The sequence below is a fragment of the Citromicrobium bathyomarinum genome, from assembly GCA_001306305.2.
Lineage (GTDB): Bacteria > Pseudomonadota > Alphaproteobacteria > Sphingomonadales > Sphingomonadaceae > Alteriqipengyuania > Alteriqipengyuania bathyomarina.
Genome location: CP155577.1, coordinates 2,820,470 through 2,840,624 on the forward strand (window position 1 = coordinate 2,820,470; position 20,155 = coordinate 2,840,624).

At 64.3% G+C, this 20,155-nt stretch carries 15 protein-coding genes and 1 tRNA gene; 8 read left to right on the plus strand and 8 right to left on the minus strand.

Translation table 11 applies throughout. The features are described 5' to 3' along the window. Nucleotides 1–92: 92 nt before the first annotated feature. Nucleotides 93–1,511: a DEAD/DEAH box helicase gene (locus VO57_014050; GenBank protein ID XBL69241.1), complete on the minus strand. Its 1,419-nt coding sequence runs from the start codon at nucleotides 1,509–1,511 to the stop codon at nucleotides 93–95. 109 nt (nucleotides 1,512–1,620) lie between these two features. Then, nucleotides 1,621–2,178, minus strand: coding sequence for a hypothetical protein (locus tag VO57_014055; protein XBL69242.1), 558 nt, complete (start codon nucleotides 2,176–2,178; stop codon nucleotides 1,621–1,623). Nucleotides 2,179–2,357: 179 nt separating this feature from the next. Between VO57_014055 and VO57_014060 the strand changes: the two genes are divergently transcribed. Beyond that, the gene (locus VO57_014060; GenBank protein ID XBL69243.1) at nucleotides 2,358–3,812 is read left to right on the plus strand and encodes an FAD-binding oxidoreductase; all 1,455 of its coding nucleotides are present in this window, start codon (nucleotides 2,358–2,360) and stop codon (nucleotides 3,810–3,812) included. 75 nt (nucleotides 3,813–3,887) lie between these two features. Continuing rightward, a complete protein-coding gene (locus VO57_014065) occupies nucleotides 3,888–4,679 on the plus strand; it encodes a SapC family protein (GenBank protein XBL71347.1) in 792 nt (263 codons plus the stop codon). A 168-nt stretch (nucleotides 4,680–4,847) separates the two neighbouring features. Here VO57_014065 and VO57_014070 read toward each other — a convergent pair whose 3' ends face one another. Then, nucleotides 4,848–5,792, minus strand: a complete 945-nt coding sequence (locus VO57_014070) for an N-formylglutamate amidohydrolase (GenBank protein XBL69244.1) — start codon at nucleotides 5,790–5,792, stop codon at nucleotides 4,848–4,850. A 99-nt stretch (nucleotides 5,793–5,891) separates the two neighbouring features. On the opposite strand from VO57_014070, the gene VO57_014075 reads away from it, so the two are divergent. The 3 genes from VO57_014075 (at nucleotide 5,892) to VO57_014085 (ending at nucleotide 7,888) form a co-directional block, all read left to right on the plus strand. Further along, on the plus strand, nucleotides 5,892–6,284 hold the full coding sequence (locus tag VO57_014075) for a response regulator (GenBank protein XBL69245.1): 393 nt from the start codon (nucleotides 5,892–5,894) through the stop codon (nucleotides 6,282–6,284). Between the two features lie 82 nt (nucleotides 6,285–6,366). Then, a tRNA-Val gene (locus tag VO57_014080) sits at nucleotides 6,367–6,441 on the plus strand. Between the two features lie 214 nt (nucleotides 6,442–6,655). Then, nucleotides 6,656–7,888 carry an NADP-dependent isocitrate dehydrogenase gene (locus VO57_014085; protein ID XBL69246.1) on the plus strand — a complete coding sequence of 411 codons (1,233 nt, stop codon included), beginning with the start codon at nucleotides 6,656–6,658 and terminating at the stop codon, nucleotides 7,886–7,888. Nucleotides 7,889–7,927: 39 nt separating this feature from the next. On the opposite strand, the gene VO57_014090 is transcribed toward VO57_014085, so the two are convergent. Next, nucleotides 7,928–9,268 carry an FAD-dependent oxidoreductase gene (locus tag VO57_014090; GenBank protein ID XBL69247.1) on the minus strand — a complete coding sequence of 447 codons (1,341 nt, stop codon included), beginning with the start codon at nucleotides 9,266–9,268 and terminating at the stop codon, nucleotides 7,928–7,930. Here VO57_014090 and VO57_014095 point away from each other — a divergent pair. The 3 genes from VO57_014095 to VO57_014105 are packed head-to-tail and all read left to right on the plus strand — an operon-like array spanning nucleotide 9,213 to nucleotide 12,969. Continuing rightward, nucleotides 9,213–10,868 carry a GNAT family N-acetyltransferase gene (locus tag VO57_014095; GenBank protein ID XBL71348.1) on the plus strand — a complete coding sequence of 552 codons (1,656 nt, stop codon included), beginning with the start codon at nucleotides 9,213–9,215 and terminating at the stop codon, nucleotides 10,866–10,868. The genes VO57_014090 and VO57_014095 overlap by 56 nt on opposite strands. Before the next feature lie 60 nt (nucleotides 10,869–10,928). After that, nucleotides 10,929–12,731, plus strand: coding sequence for a cation:proton antiporter (locus VO57_014100; protein ID XBL69248.1), 1,803 nt, complete (start codon nucleotides 10,929–10,931; stop codon nucleotides 12,729–12,731). 49 nt (nucleotides 12,732–12,780) lie between these two features. Beyond that, nucleotides 12,781–12,969 carry a hypothetical protein gene (locus VO57_014105; protein XBL69249.1) on the plus strand — a complete coding sequence of 63 codons (189 nt, stop codon included), beginning with the start codon at nucleotides 12,781–12,783 and terminating at the stop codon, nucleotides 12,967–12,969. A gap of 24 nt (nucleotides 12,970–12,993) precedes the next feature. Here VO57_014105 and alaS read toward each other — a convergent pair whose 3' ends face one another. From alaS to VO57_014125, 4 genes are all read right to left on the minus strand, one after another. Beyond that, complete coding sequence (gene alaS / locus VO57_014110) at nucleotides 12,994–15,654, minus strand: alanine--tRNA ligase (protein XBL69250.1); 2,661 nt, start codon at nucleotides 15,652–15,654, stop codon at nucleotides 12,994–12,996. 211 nt (nucleotides 15,655–15,865) lie between these two features. Beyond that, nucleotides 15,866–16,930, minus strand: coding sequence for a recombinase RecA (recA, locus tag VO57_014115; protein XBL69251.1), 1,065 nt, complete (start codon nucleotides 16,928–16,930; stop codon nucleotides 15,866–15,868). A gap of 127 nt (nucleotides 16,931–17,057) precedes the next feature. After that, entirely contained in the window at nucleotides 17,058–19,493 is a 2,436-nt protein-coding gene (locus VO57_014120; GenBank protein XBL69252.1) for a response regulator, read from the minus strand. Beyond that, the gene (locus VO57_014125; GenBank protein XBL69253.1) at nucleotides 19,490–20,098 is read right to left on the minus strand and encodes a DUF2062 domain-containing protein; all 609 of its coding nucleotides are present in this window, start codon (nucleotides 20,096–20,098) and stop codon (nucleotides 19,490–19,492) included. The genes VO57_014120 and VO57_014125 overlap by 4 nt, the downstream gene beginning before the upstream one ends. Nucleotides 20,099–20,155 lie beyond the last annotated feature (57 nt).

Below are 20,155 nucleotides of genomic sequence, written 5' to 3' on the forward strand. Positions count from 1 at the left end.
CCCTGCTCCTTCGGCGCGCGACGAGTGCACGATTCTGGTTAAGACCAGCCTAACTCCCGTCGCTTTTGCAGACAGTACGCCCGATTCTTTGGTCAGGTCGCACTGACGGAGAGGAAATCGGGCTTGGGCCCGTTCCACTCGCCGGCGGGGATCACCTCGTTATCTTCCCTACGCCCACGGCCACCCTGGCTGCGGGGCGATCTGTTTTCTGCCGAACGGCCCGGTCGCGCTTCGTCGCGCTGCGACTCATCGCGGCGGGGCTTGCGCTCCCGCGCGGGCTTGGCCTTGCGCGATTCCCGGTCATCGTCACGCTCGGGAGCGTCCGCCTTGCGCTCGTCCGACCGCTTGCGACCCGATTCGCGCTTCGGCTCCGCCTCGACCAGTTCGACCCGGACGTCTTCCTTGCCGAACGGCTTGATCTTCGATTCGGTCAGCTTCTCGACATTGGCGATCGCCTCGGCGTCGTCATCGGTGACGAAGGTGAAGGCGCGCCCCTTGGCCCCGGCACGGCCCGTCCGCCCGATCCGGTGAACGTAATCGTCCGGATGCCAGGGCGTGTCGAAGTTGAACACGTGGCTGACGCCCTTGATGTCGAGCCCGCGCGCCGCAACGTCGGACGCGACCAGGATATTGACCTCACCCGCCTTGAAGCGGTTGAGTTCGGCGATCCGGCTCGACTGGTCCATGTCGCCGTGAATCTCTCCGCTGGCGAAGCCATGGCTCTGCAGGCTCTTGTTGATCTCGCGAACGGTCGTCTTGCGGTTGGCAAAGATGATCGCGGTTTCAACGTGGTCGTTCGCCAGCAGCCAGCGCAGCGTCTCGCGCTTTTCACGCGCCTTCACCGGAATCTTGAACGCGGTGATGTTCTCGTTGGTGGAGGCCGCGCGGCTCACCTCGATCCGCTTGGGATTGGTGAGGAATTTCTGCGCCAGCTTCTCGATCGGCGGAGGCATGGTCGCGCTGAACAGCAGCGTCTGGCGCGGCTCGGGCAGCTTGGAACAGATCGTCTCGATGTCGGGGATGAACCCCATATCGAGCATCCGGTCCGCCTCGTCGATCACCAGCAGTTCGCAGCCGTTGAGCAGGATCTTGCCCCGCTCGAAAAGATCCATCAGCCGGCCGGGCGTGGCGATAAGCACGTCGACGCCTTCGTTGAGCGCCTTGACCTGATCGCCCATCTGCACGCCGCCGATCAGCAGCGCGAGCTGGAGATCGTGCTGCTTGCCGTACTTCTCGAAGTTTTCGGCGACCTGGGCGGCCAACTCGCGCGTGGGCGCAAGGATAAGGGAACGCGGCATCAGCGCGCGGCGACGCCCGCTGGCGAGAATGTCGATCATCGGCAACACGAAGCTCGCGGTCTTGCCGGTGCCCGTCTGCGCGATGCCGATGATGTCCTTCATCATCAGCACGGGGGGGATGGCCTGCGCCTGAATCGGCGTAGGCTCGGTGTAGCCGGCGGCTTCTACCGCCTGCAGCAATTTGTCGGAGAGGCCGAGATCGGCAAATTTCATTCAGGGTTCCGGATGTGGAGGGCAATCAACGCCAAGACCGCGGAAAATACAGCTCCGCGTAAGCGCGCGCGGCTTCGCTCAAACCCGCGCGAATGTCAAGATTAGAGGGCTATTCGGCGGGGACGAGCTGGCGGATCGCGCCAATCTTGCAAGTCGCGCCGCTGCGCGCACGCAGAAGATCGCGATCGACGCACAGCTTCCCGTCCTCGCTCGGCTCCACGTAGAAGCCCAGATAGAAATCGCGTGCATTGCAGGACTTGTGCAGCAGCGCTCGGATCATTCGCTGGTCGGACATGTGCAGCACGAGATCCCGCGAAGAGACCGTTTGCACCGCTAGAATATCTTTAGCGGGCAGACACTTGCCGATCTTGCGCTGTTCATACTCGCGTGGGATCGCAGTCCGCCAATCGGCCACCAGTTCGTTCGTGGTCGATCTGCGCGGGGATACCCGGATCATAATCTGCTGCCGAATACGGACCTGGTTCGCCTCGAGATCGCGTCGCCAGGACTGGCTGACCATCCACCCCGGCGAATGGTCGGTACGAATATTTGCAGGCGGCTCTGTTGAAAACACCGGCGCGTCGAGCGGCCAGCTGGCACTCGACGACGAAGCATCGGGCGCGACCGGCGCGCTAAGCGCCAGAATCGGTGCCAGAAATGCTGCCACGAAGTGCATGATATCAAATGCTGCCTAACTCTTGCGGGGCGAACGCACATCTACAGCGCGCCCAATTCGATCAACCCGGGCGCAAGCGATAGCTTGGTCTTTTGAATGGCGGCTTAATTGTGTCCCGGCAATACGTCCGGGGGTGGCAGGGGCGCGCCTAAGTGTGGCATGACAGCAACATGAACTCTGCCACTGACGGATCATTCTTGGAAGGCGCGCAGGCCATCCTGGGCGAGCGCGGCCTGACCCGCGATGCCGAGCTGATGGAGCCGTGGCTGACCGATTGGCGCGGACGCTATCGCGGCAAGGCGATCGCCCTCGCCTCTCCTGCCAATACTGCCGAGGTCGCCGCGCTTGTCGCGCTCTGCGCCCGGCATCGCGTGCCGATCGTGCCCCAGGGCGGCAACAGCGGCATGTCCGGCGGTGCAACCCCGGATGCGAGCGGCACGGCGCTGCTGCTGTCGCTGCGGCGGATGGATTCCTTCCGCCGGTGGGACGAGGATGCTCGCGAGGTCGTGTGCGAGGCAGGCGTCATCCTGCAAACGTTGCACGATGCGGCCGCGCAGCGGGCCTTGCGCTTCCCGCTGACACTGGGCGGGCGCGGATCGGCCACCATCGGCGGGCTGATCTCGACCAATGCGGGCGGCACGCAGGTGCTGCGCCACGGCACCATGCGCGCGCAGGTTCTCGGCCTCGAAGCGGTGCTGCCGGACGGTTCGGTGCTTGATACCCTCGCCGCGCTGAAGAAGGACAATCGGGGCTTCGACCTCAAGCAATTGCTGATCGGATCGGAGGGCACGCTGGGCATCGTGACCGCTGCCACGCTCTCTCTGGAACAGCAAATCGCCGGACGGCAGGTGGTTTTCGCAGGGGTCGAATCGGTCCAGCAGGCATGGCGGCTGCTGCTGCTCGCTCGGGACAAAATGGGGGCCGCGCTCGAAGGGTTCGAGATCATCCCGCGTCTCGCACTCGAATCGGTACTGCGCCACGAGCCCGCCAGCCGCGACCCGCTGTCAGGTCGGCATCACTGGTATGTGCTGATCGAACTGGTCACCCACGATCCCGACACTGCCCCCCTCGCCGAGCAGACCACTGCCCTGCTGGAAACCGCGCTTGGCAAAGGACTGGTCGAAGACGCCACGATCGCCGCGAACGAGACTCAGGCCGAGGCGCTGTGGGCCTTGCGCGACGGCATTTCCTCCGCCGAGCGCGCGCATGGCCCGGCGGTGCAGCACGACATCTCCGTGCCGCCCGCCAGGATGCCCGACTTCATCGATCAGGCAAGCGCAACGCTGGAGGATCGGTTTGAAGGTACCCGGGCGGTGGCTTTCGGTCATCTTGGCGACGGCAATGTCCACTTCCACCTTCGTGCACCCGCAGGCGCGACCGGCGGTGAATGGGAGGAGCGCGAAGGCAAGGCAATCAGTGCCGCGGTGCATGATCTGGTGACCCAGTGGGGCGGCTCGATCAGTGCCGAGCACGGCATCGGCCAGATGAAGCGTGACGAGCTGGCGCGCCTCGCCGACCCGGCCAGGCTGACCATCCTGCGCGGGGTAAAACAGGCGCTCGACCCGCTCGGGATCATGAATCCGGGCAAGCTTGTCCCGCTTGCCAGTTCCCCGCAGGCCGCCTAAAGGCGCGGTTTCGCGACCCGGGCGGCTTGCATCGATCACCGCCCTCACTCATTCAGCCCGATGACGGAGAGACCGATGGCCAGCGCGCCGCAACAGCCCCAGCTTCCGATGTTCTATAACGACCTGATGCCGCTCAACACGCGGGATCACCTGAAGTTTCGCAATCGCATGCTCGATACGGCACCTTGGCTGTCCAAGCAGCACGTCGTTCCGCTGACCGGCGACGAGTTCATCCAGGCCGCACGCCATTTCCCGGTGATCTTCTCGTCGGGCGACAACCCGCTGCCGCTGGCGCTGATGGGCCTCAACGAAGGCGTGAACACCTTCTTCGACGATGAAGGCAAGCTGATCGATCAGGTCTACGTGCCCGCCTACATCCGCCGCTATCCGTTCATCCTCGCCAAGCTGACGCCCGAAACCGACGAGCTGTCGCTGTGCTTCGACCCGACCTCGAATGCGGTCGGCGAATTCGACGAAGGCGAGCTTCTGTTCAACGAAGACGGTTCGACCACCGAACAGACCAAGGCGATCCTCGATTTCTGCGAGAAATTCGAGCAGGCCGGTCAGCGCACCCGCAACCTGACGCAGGAACTGCTCAAGCACGACCTGCTGATGGATGGTGAAGTCTCGATCGAACGCGCCGAACTGCCGGGCAAGCCCTACGTCTATCGCGGTTTTCGCATGATCGATCAGGCCAAGCTGGCCGAGATCGATGCGGAGACCCTGAAGCAGTGGAACAAGGAAGGGATGCTCGCGATCATTTACGCGCACCTGACCTCGCTCGAACTGATGCGCAACATCTTCGGCCGCCAGGAACAGCAGGGCAAAATGCCCGCTCCGACCGAGCAGGACGGCGCCCCGAACTAGGGCTGACAGGGCGCGCTGCAGCAGTGCTTGACTTTGCTGCAACGCACCCCAGATTCAGCGTGTCCGGGCGGAATTCCCCCTCATAGCCGCCCCGGATAGGCACGCTTTCGAGCGTGCTTCCTCCCTGAACCTTGGCCACCTCGTGCATTCGTGCACGGGGTGGTTTTTTTATTCCGCAGCCAGCGGTAGCCCGTAATCGCGACGATCCGGTAGGACGTCGTCCGCCAGCGTGCGCACCAGTTCGGCAATCAGCCGCGCGACCCCGGGCAGACGGGCACTCGTCCCCGCCAGACGTGCATCGAGATAGAGCGTGCGACACACTTCCAGTTGGAGGGCATTGATGCCCAGACCGGGCCTGCCGTGCCGGTCAAGCACGTAACCACCGGCATAGGGGCGGTTATGCGTCACGCCTCGCTCGCTGCGCCCCAGGAACTGCAGCGCGCGCCCCGCCACACCATCCTCGCAAGAGGCTCCGAAACGGTCGCCGATCACGAATTCGGTGGGTCGCTGACCCGGGTGGCTGACGGCGAGCGGCGGCATCGAGTGCAGATCGATCAACAAGGCGACGCCCCAGGTCCTGCGGATCGCATCCAGCGCCCGGGCAAGCGCGCGGTGATAGGGTTCGTGGATCAGCGCGATTCGCTCCGCCACCTCAGCGCTGGTCAGATCAGCACGCCAGATTTCACCTACACCCGAAACGCGGCGGGGAATGAGGCCGAGCCCGCTTCGCGCGCGGCGATTGGCGCTCGAATGCGCGGGCCTGTCCGCGGGCGCATCGGCGACCATCGACCAGTCCATGTCATCGGGTGCGCGGTTGAGATCGAGCATTGCGCGCGGAGCGTGTGCAATCAGCGAGGCAGCGCCCGTCTGCCGCGCCACCGCCAGCGCCAGCCGGTCGACGTGGCGATCCTCCAGCCGCAATTGGGCGATGGCCGGATTGCGCATCGCATCCGCGATCCGCGCGGGATAGGCGCGCCCGCCATGCGGTGCCGCGATCAGAACCGGAATGGCGGCGTTCTCTAGGTTTTCGAGGGTAAAGGCTGGCGACCCGCTGCCGGGGATCATTCCGCCTGCAATGCCCTGCCCCGAATCGCTGCCGCGCGCGCCTTCCATGTTCGCAGTGCTGAACCGGAACACAGGGTGTGTCAAAGCAGGGCAAGGCACTGACACGCCAAAGATTCATTAAGTGGTGGCCGCTATGGACGAGGGTCTATGAGCAAACCCACCTTTCAGCGGCGAATCCTCCTGGCGGAGGACGAGGAAGCGATGCGGACCTATCTGACCCGCGCGCTCGAAAAATCAGGCTATGCGGTCGATTCGGTCGATTGTGGAACGGCGGCCCTGCCCCTGCTCGAAAGCGACAGTTACGACCTCCTGCTGTCCGATATTGTGATGCCGGAGATGGACGGGATCGAACTCGCCCAGCGGTGCGCGGAGATCAGCCCGGAGACGAAGGTGATGTTCATCACCGGATTCGCGGCGGTTTCGCTGAAGGCGAGCGCCGACCAGCCGCAGGCCAGAGTGCTCTCGAAACCGTTCCATCTACGCGATCTGGTACTGGAGGTGGACCGGATTTTTGCGGACGCGAGAGAGGCCCTTCTGTAACAAGCAACTTTAGCCTCTTGTAACGGCGAGCGGGCGCGGCTAGATGGCGCCTCCGCCGACAAGACGGCGATCCCCATGGTGCGGGCGTATAGCTCAGGGGTAGAGCACTATGTTGACATCGTAGGGGTCGGAGGTTCAAATCCTCCTACGCCCACCATTGGGGTTTTCGAGAGGGGCGTCGCGGCGAGCGGCGCCTTTTTTCGTATCTGGCTGCAAGCTCCCCTGCCCCGCCGCCAGCGCGGCATTGCTCATTGCCCCGCCCCACCGGCACAGCGCTTTGCGTCCGCGATCCTTGCACCCGCCCGGACCTCTGCTAAAGCCGCGCCAGATTCACCCCCAAATTGCAACGCACGGACCAGCAGGGACGGATAATGGCGAAAATTCAGGTCAAGAACCCGGTCGTCGAACTCGACGGCGACGAAATGACGAAAATCATCTGGCAGTGGATCCGCGAAAGGCTGATCCTGCCCTACCTCGATATCGACCTTAAGTATTACGACCTGTCGATCGAGAAGCGCGACGAAACCGACGACCAGATCACGGTCGATGCGGCCAACGCGATCAAGCAGTACGGCGTCGGCGTGAAGTGCGCCACGATCACGCCGGACGAGGCGCGGGTCGAGGAATTCAGCCTCAAGAAGATGTGGGTTTCGCCCAACGGCACGATCCGCAACATCCTTGGCGGCGTGGTCTTCCGCGAGCCGATCGTGATCGACAACGTGCCGCGCCTCGTGCCCGGCTGGACCGATCCGATCGTGGTCGGCCGTCATGCCTTCGGCGACCAGTATCGCGCCAAGGACACGCTGATCCCCGGCAAGGGCAAGCTGCGCCTCGTCTTCGAAGGTGAAGATGGCGAGAACATCGACATCGACGTGTTCGAATTCCCCAGCCCGGGCGTCGCGATGGCGATGTACAACCTCGACGATTCGATTCGCGACTTCGCGCGCGCCAGCTTCCAGTACGGCCTCGACCGCAAGTGGCCGGTGTACCTGAGCACCAAGAACACCATCCTCAAGAAGTACGATGGCCGCTTCAAGGATCTGTTCCAGGAAGTGTTCGACGCCGAATACAAGGCCGATTTCGACAAGGCCGGGATCACCTACGAACACCGCCTGATCGACGACATGGTCGCCGCCGCGCTCAAGTGGAGCGGCAAGTTCGTGTGGGCCTGCAAGAACTACGATGGCGACGTGCAGTCGGACATCGTCGCACAGGGCTTCGGCTCGCTCGGCCTGATGACCTCCGTGCTGATGACGCCCGATGGCAAGACCGTGGAAGCGGAAGCGGCGCACGGCACGGTCACCCGCCACTATCGCCAGCACCAGGAAGGCAAGGCGACCTCGACCAACCCGATCGCGAGCATCTTCGCGTGGACGCGTGGCCTGATGTATCGCGGCAAGTTCGACGAGACGCCCGAAGTGGTGAAGTTCGCCGAAACGCTGGAAAAGGTATGCATCCAGACGGTCGAGAGCGGCCAGATGACCAAGGATCTCGCGCTGCTGATCGGCCCGGGCCAGAGCTGGCTGACCACCGAGCAGTTCTTCGAGGCGATCGTCACCAACCTCGAAACCGAAATGAAGAAGCAGGGCCTCGCCCCCGCCTGATCCGGAACACCGCTTCCGTGAAAATCTCGCCCCGGCGCCTCACTCGTAGGCGTCGGGGCTTTCTATATGCGGGCGGTCGATGCCCAGCCCGATGAGCCTGGCAGGCAGGCGTTGCAGTGGGCTCACCGTATCGATCAACCGCACCGGCAGCGGCGCCCGGTCGATCGGCTGATCGCGCTGGAGGATCGGCCGGATGATCTGATCCTGCGCGAGCTTTTGCATCATCTGCGTGTAATGGACCGACCGGGCGCGCAGCTGCTGCACGCGCGGCAACAGCGGATCAGGATCGTCTCCGCGCGCGAGCGGTGCCGCCAGCACGTTCGCGGCGACCACTGCATCCTGCACCGCGACGTTGATCCCCACCCCGCCGATGGGGCTCATGGCGTGAGCGGCGTCGCCGATCGCCAGCAACCCGTCACGGTTCCACCGTGTCAGACGGTCGAGCGCCACGCTCAGAAGCTTCACCTCGTCCATATCCGAGAAAGCCGCGATCGCCCCATCGAGCTCGGGCACCAGACCTTGCAGGCGATTGCGGAACGCATCGACTCCCTGCGCGCGAATCTCGTCGGCCGTGCCTTTGGGGATCAGGAACGCACACTGAAGGTAAGTGCGCCGGTTGATGAGGACCAGAAATTTGCCCGCAGCGAGCGAACCGAAACTCTCCGGGCCAAGACCGTCGGGGCGATCGAGCCGGAACCACAGGACATCCATCGGCGCGCCGATTCGCTTGAGCGGCAGCACCGCCTGTTCGCGCATGATCGAGCGGCGCCCGTCCGCGGCGATCACCAGCCGCGCAGGCAGCACCTCCCCGGCCTTTGTTTCGATCGCCGATATCCGCCCGCTGCTATCGGTATGGGCGGCAACCGCCTCTGTCCCCATACGCAGTTCGAATCCGGGGTATTGGCGCGCTTTGCCGGCCAGAAAATCGAGCAGGTCCCATTGCGGCATCATCGCGATGTAGGGCGCTGGCACGGGCAGGTGCCGGAAGTCGGCAATTTGACGCTGCTCGCCTGCGATCCTGAGCCCGATCATCTCGACCTTGCTGTGTTCGATCTCCAGCAGTTCATCGAGCCAGCCGAGCTGGTGGAACAGGTCGAGCGTCGAGGGATGGACCGTGTCGCCGCGAAAATCCCGGAAAAAGTCCTCGTGCTTCTCCAGCACGGTCACCTTCACGCCCGCGCGGGCAACCAACATTCCGGTAAATATTCCCGCCGGGCCTCCGCCAACGACGATTACCGGCAATTCGGGATCATGTGGCACCTTGGACGCTCTCCTTTGTTCAGGCACTAGTGCCCGTTGAACACTGCATACAGGAGACGATCCGATCTCGACCACCGACAAGACCAAGGCCCGCCTGGAAGTCCGCCAGGCGAAGCTCAAGGATGTGCCCGATATCGCGGAGCTGGTCCGCCGCGCCTATGTCGATCTGCCGCCCTACAAGCTGGGCGAGATCCGTGGGCAGCTGAACAATTACCGCGAGGGTTGCTTCGTTGCCAAGCTGGATGGGGTGATCGTCGGCTATTGCGCGTCGATGCGCCTGAAGGCGAATGTCGCGATGTCGGATCACTCGTGGGACGAGGTCACGGGCAACGGGTTCGGCAGCCGGCACGATCCGACCGGCGACTGGCTCTACGGCTACGAAATGTGCGTCGATCCCAAGGTGCGTGGCACCCGGATCGGACGACGCCTGTACGAGGAGCGGCGCGCGCTGGCCGAGCGGCTCGATCTGTCGGGCATCGTCTTCGGCGGGCGCATGCCCAATCTGGCGAACGCGATGCGGCGCAAGCGCAACCGCGCGGAGGGGCCGGAGGACTATCTCGAGAAGGTCGTCGACAACAAGATCCACGACCCCGTGCTGCGCTTCCAGCTGGCCAACGGGTTCGAACCGCAGGGCATCCTCGAGAACTATCTGCCCGAAGACAAGCGTTCCAAGGCGTTCGCCGTGCGCATGGTCTGGCGCAATCCCTATGTCGACGCCGATGCGCCGCGCAAACACCGCCTGCCGCGCGATGTCGAAAGCGTGCGAATCGCGACCTGCCAGTTGCAGGCGCGCGCGGTCTCCGGCTTCGACGAGTTCATGCGCCACGTGGAATATTTCGTGGACGTCGCATCGGACTACGAAAGCGATTTCATCCTCTTCCCCGAGCTGTTCACACTGATGCTGCTGAGCGCGGAGGAAAAGGAGCTGAGCCCGATCGAAGCGATCGAGGCGCTGAGCGAGTACACGCCCAAGATCCGCCAGAAGCTTTCCGAGCTGGCGCTCAACTACAACATCAACATCATCGGTGGGTCGCATCCGACGCGGATGGACGATGGGGACATCCACAACGTCGCCTATGTCTGCCTGCGCGACGGATCGATCCACGCGCAGGAGAAGATCCACCCCACCCCCAACGAAGCCTATTGGTGGAACATCAAGGGTGGCGATTCGATCGATGCGATCCCAACGGATTGCGGCCCGATCGGGGTGCTGATCTGTTACGACAGCGAATTCCCCGAACTCGCCCGCAGGCTCGTAGACGAAGGCGCGCGGATCATCTTCGTGCCCTTCTGCACCGACAGCCGCCAGGGCTACATGCGCGTGCGCTATTGCGCGCAGGCTCGCGCGATCGAGAATCAGTGCTTCACCGTGCTCAGCGGCAATGTCGGCAACCTGCCCAACGTGGCGAACATGGATATCCAGTACGCGCAGAGCTGCATCCTGACCCCGTGTGACTTCCCCTTCGCGCGCGACGGGATCGCCGCCGAAGCGAGCGAGAATGTCGAGACGCTGACGATCAGCGACGTCAATCTGGCAGACCTCAGCTGGGCGCGCGCCGAGGGCACCGTGCGCAATCTCGCGGATCGCCGCTTCGACCTCTACCAGATCGAGTGGGACAAGCGCGTGGGCCAGATCTCCCCCCGCATCGGCGAGGCAGAGGCCGAAGCCGCCGGACAGGACGCGGCACCCAGGGGCCCACACACCCCGGGCGGTGGGTAATCACGGACTTTCGCTCATTTCAGGCCTTCAACGGCTGGGCAGGCTTGATATGGTCGGCCCGTGGCAGGTGAACTTCAACCGACGACTGCGCTGTCCGACGCGCTGGTGATTTTGGGCGCAGCGGGAATCGTCATCCCGCTGTTCGCCCGTTTCCGGATTACGCCCGTTATCGGCTTCCTGCTGATCGGCATCCTCGTCGGCCCCTACGGGCTCGGCGCGCTGACACCTGAAATCAAATGGCTGACAGCGGTCACGATATCGGAGCCCGATTCACTCGCGATCTTCGCCGAGTTCGGGATCATCCTGCTCCTGTTCACGATCGGGCTGGAACTGTCGTTCAACCGATTGTGGCAGATGCGCAGGCTGGTCTTCGGGCTCGGCGCGCTCGAACTGACCATTATCGGCACCTCGATCGCGCTGGTGCTGGCGATGATGGGGCAATACTGGACCGGCGCAATGGCGCTGGGCCTGGCGCTGGCGCTGTCGTCGACCGCGATCGTGCTGCCGATTTCCGGGACCAGTTCCCCGGTCGGCAAGGCCGCGCTCTCGATGCTGCTGTTCGAGGATATCGCGATCGTCCCGATCATCTTCATGCTCGGCGCGCTCGCCCCTTATGCACAGGCCGACGGGCTCACCGGGCTATGGACCACGCTGTGGCAGGGTGCGGCGGTGATCGCGGTCCTGCTGATCCTGGGCCGCTATGCCCTGCCGGTCCTGTTCGCGCAGGCTGCGCGTACCAAGAGCCCCGAGGTTTTCCTTGCCGCCACGCTGGTGGTGGTGATCGGTGCCAGTCTCGCGACCGGGATCACCGGCCTCTCCCCCATTGTCGGCGCGCTGATCGCAGGGCTGCTGATCGCAGAAACCGATTTCCACGGCGAGGTCGAGACGATCATCGAGCCCTTCAAAGGTCTCGCACTCGGTATCTTCCTGATCACCATCGGGATGAGCATCGATCTGAAGGCGCTGGCCGACAATGTCGGGATCATCCTGACCGCGGTGGTGCTGGTGCTGTCGTTCAAGGCGCTGGTCACCGGGCTGCTGCTGCGCATGATGGGCGCGCGGCGCAACACGGCGACCGAGACCGGCATCCTGATGGCGAGCCCATCGGAAACCACGCTGATCGTGCTTTCTGCCGCAAGCTCGGCGATGCTGATCCAGCCCGGCACGACGCAATTCTGGCAGATCGTCACGGCGATCGGCCTTACCGTAACTCCGCTACTGGCCTTCGTCGGGCGCGCGGTGGCCCGCAGGGTGGACCCGGTGCCCGATCCCGCGCGCGATCAGTCCGCTCCGGCGGGCCGGGTTATTGTGGTCGGCGGGGGGCGTGTCGGCCGGCTGATCGCGGATATGCTGCGCGTGCACGAGAAGCCGTATGTCGCCATCGAGTCCGACGCGGACCTGGCGCTGCAGGACAAGCGCGATGGCTACAACGTCATCTTCGGCAATGCCGCTCGGCTGGAAACGCTGCGTGCGCTGCGAGTGGAAGACGCCTCCGCAATCGTGCTGACGATGGATGCACCGGTCCTGGCCCAGCAACTGGTCGTACGGCTGCGACGCAATTACCCCGATCTGCTGATCGTCGCGCGTGCCCGCGATGCCAGCCATGCCGCCTTGCTCTATCAGGCGGGCGCGAGCCACGCGGTGCCGGAAACGCTGGAAAGCTCGCTGCAGCTGTCGGAGGCGGTGCTGGTGGATATCGGAGTGGCCATGGGGCCGGTGATCGCCTCGATCCACGAGAAGCGCGACGAGATGCGCAAGCAGATTCAGACCGAAGGCGCGCTGGAATACGCGCCCAAACTGCGCACCAGCACCGTATCGGCAACTGCGCCTTCAAACGTCCCGGCAGATCTGCCTTCCGACTGATCCGGACCTTCTTCCGTTGCCAACCATTGGTAGGGAAAGGAGAATTTAAATGTCCGACATCGACCCGACCAAGCCGATCCCGAACGACGAGAAGTTCAAGCCGCAAAATCAGCAAGGAAGCGGCAAGGCCAAGCCGTCCGCGCGCCGTGACGCCTCCAGGCCTGCCGATACCGGCGGTGAGGACCTGAACCGTGGCAGCCAGCCAGACGCGCGGCGAGCAGGCAGCGGCGCCCGCTAAAAAAATGTCCGAGGGCGCGTACGGCTAGGCGTCTACCGCCTCGGCCAGCGCGCCCCGCACCGCATCAAGCGCGGCCCCGGCGTTAGCCGCATCGGGGCCGCCGCCTTGCGCCATATCCGCCCGGCCCCCGCCGCCCTTGCCGCCAAGCGCGGCAACACCGGCCCGGACCAGTTCGACAGCGCTGAAGCGATCGGTCAGGTCGTCGGTAACAGCGACCGCGAAGGCGGCCTTGCCGTCATTGGTCGCGCAGATCGCGGCGATTCCCGAGCCAAGGCGCTGTTTTGCCGCATCGAGCAGCGGGCGCAGTTCCTTGGGATCCAGCCCCTCGATGACCTGACCGCTGAAGGTCACGCCATTGATCGTCTCGTCGCTGACCTGCGGCCCGTCGCCACCCCCGCCCGACAGGGCGAGTGCGCGCTTGGCGTCGGCCAGCTCGCGCTCGAGCGTCTTGCGCTGCGCAAGCAGGGCATCGAGTTGCGCGACCGCCGCATCCGGCGTCGCGCCCAGCTTGCCGCTGATTTCGTTTAGAGCGTTCGCTCGGGTGCGAAGATACTCACTGGCCGCATTGCCGGTCAGCGCCTCGATCCGTCGCACGCCCGAGGATACGGACGATTCGCCGATGATCGCGAACAGGCCAATATCGCCGGTCCGTTCCACGTGGGTGCCGCCGCACAGCTCGATCGAGAAATCGGCGTCGGCATCGCGCCCCATCGAAAGCACGCGAACCTCGTCTCCGTATTTCTCCCCGAACAGCGCCATCGCTCCTGCGGCGACCGCGTCGTCGGGTGTCATCAGCCGGGTGCCGACCTCGGAATTGCCACGGATCTGGGAGTTCACATCCTGCTCGATCCGGTCGAGCCCTTCGCGGTCGATCTTCTCCGGGTAGGAGAAGTCGAAGCGCAGGTAATCCTCTGCCACCAGCGAGCCCTTCTGGGTGACCTGATCGCCAAGGCGCCGGCGCAGTGCCGCATGAAGCAGATGGGTCGCGGAGTGATTGGCGCGAATGCGGTTGCGGCGCTGCTCGTCGACGGTCAGCCGAACCTCGTCGCCCACGCGCACTTCGCCCGCTTCGATCTTGCCCTGATGCGTGTGGAGCCGACCGAGCGGCTTGCCCGTGTCGCGCACCGCGATACGTAGGCCATCGTGCGTGGTGATGCTGCCGCTGTCGCCGCTCTGGCCACCGCTTTCGCCGTAGAAGGGCGTCTGGTTGGTCAGCAGCACGACATCTTCACCAGCCGCAGCCGAGGTCACTTCGACGCCATCCTTCACGATCGCAACCACCTGGCCTTCGCCCTGCGTGGCGGAATAGCCGGTAAACTCGGTTGCGCCTTCACGTTCGGCGATGGAGAACCAGACTTCGCTGTCGGCAGCCTGACCGCTGCCCTTCCATGCCGCACGTGCCGCCTCGCGCTGGCGCGCCATCGCAGCGTCGAACCCTTCACGGTCGACCGCGATGCCCTGGCCGCGCAAGGCATCTTCGGTGAGGTCGTAGGGGAAGCCGTAGGTATCGTAGAGCTTGAACGCGACCTCGCCGTCGAGCTGATCGCCCTTGCCCAGCGAGCCGGTCGCCTCGTCGAGCAGACGCAGACCCTTCTCCAGCGTTTCGCGGAAGCGCGTCTCTTCGCGTTCGAGCGTTTCCTCGATCAGTGCCTGGCCGCGCCCGAGTTCGGGATAGGCCTGGCCCATTTCGCCGACCAGCGTGGGTACGAGGCGGTGCATCAGCGGCGTTTTAGCGCCCAGAAGATGCGCGTGGCGCATCGCGCGCCGCATGATCCGCCGCAGGACGTAGCCGCGCCCTTCGTTCGACGGGAGCACCCCGTCCGCGATCAGGAAACCGGTCGCGCGCAGGTGATCCGCGATCACGCGGTAGCTGGCGATCGTATAGTCGGTCGCATCCGCGTGAAGCTGGGCCTCGGTGGATTCGATCAGCGTGCGGAAGGTGTCGGTGTCGTAGTTGTTGTGGACACCCTGCAGAACAGCAGCAATCCGCTCCAGCCCCATGCCGGTGTCGATATTCTGGTTGGGCAGGTCGCCGATGATTTCGCCGCCCCGCTGCTCGTTCTGCATGAAGACGAGGTTCCAGATCTCGACGAAGCGATCACCGTCCTCTTCCGGCGAGCCGGGAGGCCCTCCGGGGATGTGATCGCCATGATCCCAGAAGATTTCCGAGCACGGGCCGCACGGACCATCATCGCCCATCGCCCAGAAGTTGTCCTTGGTCGCGATGCGAATGATGCGGTCTTCGGGGAGACCTGCAATCTTGCGCCACAGATCGAACGCCTCGTCATCGGTGTGATAGACCGTGGCGAGCAGGCGATTCTTGTCGAGGCCGAACTCCTCGGTCAGCAGCGTCCATGCATTATGGATCGCCTGCTCCTTGAAATAGTCGCCAAACGAAAAATTGCCGAGCATCTCGAAGAAGGTGTGGTGCCGCGCGGTGTAGCCCACGTTGTCGAGGTCATTGTGCTTGCCGCCTGCACGCACGCATTTCTGCGCGCTGACTGCGCGGGGCGCCGGGGGCGTTTCGAGGCCGGTGAAGACGTTCTTGAACGGCACCATGCCCGCGTTGACGAACATCAGCGTCGGATCGTTATGCGGCACCAGTGGCGCCGAGGCGACACGCTTGTGATCGCGCGATTCGAAGAATTCGAGGAAGGTCCGGCGGATGTCGTTGGTGCTGGTCATGATCCAGCCGAGTTAGGCAAGAAGGCCGTGGCCGACAAGCTTTCACAAAGCGCATTGCTGCGCGATCACCGGTGCAGGTTACGTCAGCCGTCCGGCAGCAACGCGCCAGACAACGGAAAAACCGGCCGCGAGGCTTCCAGAGGAAAGCGACGCAACCGGTTTTCCGGGTTCCCGGGCGCGAGGTCTGCAGCGCCCGCTTGAGAAGAAGCGATCAGTCCTCCGCGTCAGGACCGACCATCATCTCCTCGGCGACATCGTCGGTCTTGCCGCGGATCGCAGCCTCCAACTTGTCGCAAATTTCGGGGTTTTCCTTGAGGAAGGTCTTCGCGTTTTCGCGGCCCTGCCCGATCCGGATGCTGTCGTAGGAGAACCAGGAGCCGGATTTCTCCACCACGCCCGCCTTCACGCCGAGGTCGAGAATCTCACCGATCTTGGAAATGCCCTGCCCGTACATGATGTCGAATTCGACCTGCTTGAACGGCGGTGCGACCTTGTTCTTGACCACTTTCACACGTGTTGAGTTACCGATAATTTCGTCGCGGTCCTTGATCTGGCCGGTGCGACGGATGTCGAGTCGCACGCTGGCGTAGAACTTGAGCGCATTGCCCCCGGTGGTCGTTTCCGGATTGCCGTACATCACGCCGATCTTCATCCGCAGCTGGTTGATGAAGATGACCATGCACTTGGAACGGTTGATCGACCCGGTCAGCTTGCGCAGGGATTGGGACATCAGGCGTGCCTGAAGGCCGACGTGGCTATCGCCCATCTCGCCTTCGATTTCAGCACGCGGGACCAGCGCGGCCACCGAGTCGACCACCAGCACGTCGATCGCATTGGAGCGGACCAGCGTGTCGGTAATTTCGAGCGCCTGCTCGCCCGTATCGGGCTGCGAGACGATCAGTTCGTCGATATCGACGCCCAGCTTCTTGGCGTAGACCGGGTCGAGCGCGTGTTCGGCATCGACGAAGGCGGCGGTGCCACCAGCCTTCTGCGCTTCTGCGATCACATGCAGTGCCAGCGTGGTCTTGCCCGAGCTTTCCGGCCCGTAAACCTCGATCACCCGACCCTTCGGCAGGCCGCCGATGCCGAGCGCGATATCGAGACCGAGCGAGCCGGTCGAAATCGATTCGACATTCATCGTTTCCTTCGAGCCCAGCTTCATCGCCGAACCCTTGCCGAATGCGCGGTCGATCTGTGCGAGTGCCGCGTCGAGCGCTTTTTGACGGTCCACGTTGGTTTCCTTGTCGTCTACCAGCTTCAGTTTCGCAGCAGCCATCGCACGCCCTCCTTCATGTTCCTAGAGAGGCTCTCGCCTTTTCGACATGAGCAGTATGTACCGCTTATGTTCCGATAGAACAAGGGGGGAACGAATATTTTTCAGAACGTCAGATAATACCCGAAAATCAGCCGCTTGCAGCGCCCAGCACCTCACCAACCTTGCGTGAGATCTGTTCCACACTGAATGGCTTGGCGATGAAATACATGTTGTCGATGCTGATCTCGTTGCGCAGAGTTTCCTCGGCATAGCCCGACATGAACAGGATCGGGAGGTCGGGCTTAAGCTTGCGGATCGCGCGAGCCATCGCAGGGCCGTCCATTCCCGGCATCACCACGTCGGAGACGACCAGGTCGAAAACGCCGCCATTGGCGATCTCGGCAAGGCCGTCCTCGCCATCGGGCTGGGCGGTGACGGTGAAGCCGGCGCGGACCAGCGCGCGCTCGGCCACCGCGCGGACCATATCCTCGTCCTCGACCAGCAGCACGCGGCCACCGCCGGACCAGCGCCGCGCAGGCTCGTCCGGATCGGCGCGGCGCTCTTCCGCAGTGGGTGCGCCGTGGTGCACCGGCAAATAGACAGTGAAGGCCGCGCCGGAGCCCAGCCCATCGCGAGGGCCCACGTTCTCGGCATAGATATAGCCGCCCGACTGGCGGATGATGCCGTAGACGGTCGACAGGCCCAGCCCGGTGCCCTTCCCCAGCTCCTTGGTGGTGAAGAAGGGATCGAAGATCTTGCCCATCACCGCGGCCGGAACCCCGCCCCCGGTGTCGCGCACGATCAGCGCGGTGTAGTCACCGGGCGGCATATCCGGGCCGAGGCTGCGCGTTTCCTTGAGAGAGACCTTGCGGGTCGACATCACCAATGTGCCCGTGCCGTCGCCCTGCGCGGCGATCGCATCGCGCGCATTGACCGCCAGGTTCACGATCACCTGTTCGAGCTGCCCCGGATCGGCCCGCACGGGCCCGAGATCGCGATCGTGCCGCACGCGCAGCTCGATCTTCTCGCCCAGCAGGCGCTTGAGCAGCTGGCTGACCTCGGAGATGACGTCGGGCAGTTGCAGCACCTCGGGGCGCAGCGTCTGCTGCCGACTGAACGCAAGCAGCTGCCGGGTGAGGCTGGCCGCCCGGTTCGAATTGGCGCGAATCTGCTGGATGTCATCGTAATCGCTGTCGCCCGGCATGTGGCGCAGCAGCATCAGGTCGCAATAGCCGATGATCGCGGTCAGCACGTTATTGAAATCGTGCGCCACGCCGCCTGCGAGCTGGCCGATCGCCTGCATCTTGCTCGCCTGCGCGATCTGTCGCTTGAGCTCGGTCTCTTCCTTCGAATCGACCAGCGACAGCAGTACGGCGGGTTCGCCCAGCCCGCGCACGCTGGCGAGACCCAGCGAAATCGGCTCGCCCGGCGCGCTGTCCAGCCGTACCGCCACGTCGCCACTCGCCACCCCACCCTTGCCGAACCGGCGCACCGCGTCGGAGATCGCGCCCTTGTCCTCACGCACGACCAGATCGGAGGGGAACGTCGGCAAGCCCTTCTCTGTCCGTCCGACCGCGCGCAGGAAAGACGGGTTGGCGAACAGGAAGCGTCCGTCGCGATCGGTCATCGCCAGGCCCAGCGGCAGCGCCTCGATCAGCGACTCCACCTTGGGCGCGGTATCGGCGGAGACATGTTCGGCCAGAGCGACATGCGCTTCGACCAGCAGCATCAGCGAAGGCGCATCCTGTGGGTTGGCGGCCCATTCATCGTCGATATCGTTGAGCGGCACGTGGATCAGCTGGAAGGGCTCGCCCTCCCGGCCCGCGCGGGCAAAATAGATCCGCTCGCGTTCGTCGAGCCGGAGAAAATCGGCGAATTCACGGCCGACCAGCGTGGCCGAAGGGTCACCGGCAGCGCGCTCTGCAAATGCAGGCGAGGCTGCGCGTACGGTGCCTTCGGCGGTAACCAGCGCGGCCACCACCCCTGCGCGGCCAAGCATCCTGCCCAGCGCGCCTGTGACCAGCTGCGATATGTCGCTGGCAAGATCTTCGCTCGATTCGGGACGGAAGCGCCAGACAAGGTGATCCTCGCCCCGCCCCGCCCGCTGCGCCTCGACCTCCCAGCGAACGTCGTCCTTGCCGAGCGAGAGATGCGCCGCGTGCGCGCGCCCTTCACGCCATGCCTCGCGGGCAGTTCTGAGCAGTGCTTCGGCGGCAGCCTCTTCGCTCAGCGCAAGATTGGGCGGAGCCTTCTCGACCCCGAAACGGGAGGAAAACGACGCGCTCGCGCAGACCAGCCGGTTCGCGCGGTCAGTGATCGCGACCAGCGCACCGGGCTGGTCGATCGCGGTGAGCGTAACGCTCCAGTCGGGCGGCGCCAGTTCCACCCGCTCTGCGCCGGCGGCCTTGCCGCGCAGAACGATCAGCAGGGTCATCAGCGTCGCGAGCCCGCCGGCATAGGCTGCGGTCAGGATCGGCAGGTCGCTCAGCAGCCATACCGCCGCAACGCTGACCACCAGCGCGAGCAGCAGGACCAGCCAGCCGAGCGGGGTTCCCCCGGCGCCAGGCTGAGCGAATGGATTCACGATGGCGTTGCCTGCGATGGCGCAGCGGCAGCTTCGCGGGCGATCGCACCGCGCTTCAGCCGTTTCTTGCGCCGCCGGCCCATAGCGGCGCGCCATATCCACTTGGTCAGGAAATAGCCGATCGGGGGGAACAGCGCCGCGAAGAGGAAGAAGCCGAACACGGTCGCGCCCGCTGCCTCGAACAGGCCGCCAAGCGTCATCAGTCCGTCCTGCGGCAACAGCACGTTTCCACCATCGGGGATAATGGTCAGCACCTTGTGGCCGACCCGGTTGGCTGCCCACAACCAGAACGGGAAGGTCAACGGATTGGTCACCAGCGTGGTCGCGCTGGCGATCGGCACATTGGCGCGCACGGTGAAGGCGAGCACCAGGGCGAGGAAAATTTGGCCGAACGGGATCACGAACCCTGCAAACAGGCCGAGCGCGACGCCGCGCGGCACGTTGCGGCGGGTGAAGCGCCATAGTTCGGGGCTGAGGAAACGGTGTGCGATAGGCCGCAAGACACGGCTTTCGGCCAGCTTCTCCCGGTCGGTATATCGACGCAGGTAGCTCCACGTTGCCGAACGGGCGGACGGCTTGTGGAGGCTATCTGATGGCTGGCTCATAATGCTCGTTCGATAGTGGTGTCGGGCATGCCGAAGGGCAAGCCGGAGGGCGTCGTT

Coding starts and splice junctions, on each gene's coding strand:
- VO57_014050 (XBL69241.1), bottom strand. CDS start 1,511: ATGAAATTTGCCGATCTCGGCCTCTCCGACAAATTGCTGCAGGCGGTA.
- VO57_014060 (XBL69243.1), top strand. CDS start 2,358: ATGAACTCTGCCACTGACGGATCATTCTTGGAAGGCGCGCAGGCCATC.
- VO57_014065 (XBL71347.1), top strand. CDS start 3,888: ATGGCCAGCGCGCCGCAACAGCCCCAGCTTCCGATGTTCTATAACGAC.
- VO57_014070 (XBL69244.1), bottom strand. CDS start 5,792: ATGGAAGGCGCGCGCGGCAGCGATTCGGGGCAGGGCATTGCAGGCGGA.
- VO57_014075 (XBL69245.1), top strand. CDS start 5,892: ATGAGCAAACCCACCTTTCAGCGGCGAATCCTCCTGGCGGAGGACGAG.
- VO57_014085 (XBL69246.1), top strand. CDS start 6,656: ATGGCGAAAATTCAGGTCAAGAACCCGGTCGTCGAACTCGACGGCGAC.
- VO57_014105 (XBL69249.1), top strand. CDS start 12,781: ATGTCCGACATCGACCCGACCAAGCCGATCCCGAACGACGAGAAGTTC.
- alaS (XBL69250.1), bottom strand. CDS start 15,654: ATGACCAGCACCAACGACATCCGCCGGACCTTCCTCGAATTCTTCGAA.
- recA (XBL69251.1), bottom strand. CDS start 16,930: ATGGCTGCTGCGAAACTGAAGCTGGTAGACGACAAGGAAACCAACGTG.
- VO57_014125 (XBL69253.1), bottom strand. CDS start 20,098: ATGAGCCAGCCATCAGATAGCCTCCACAAGCCGTCCGCCCGTTCGGCA.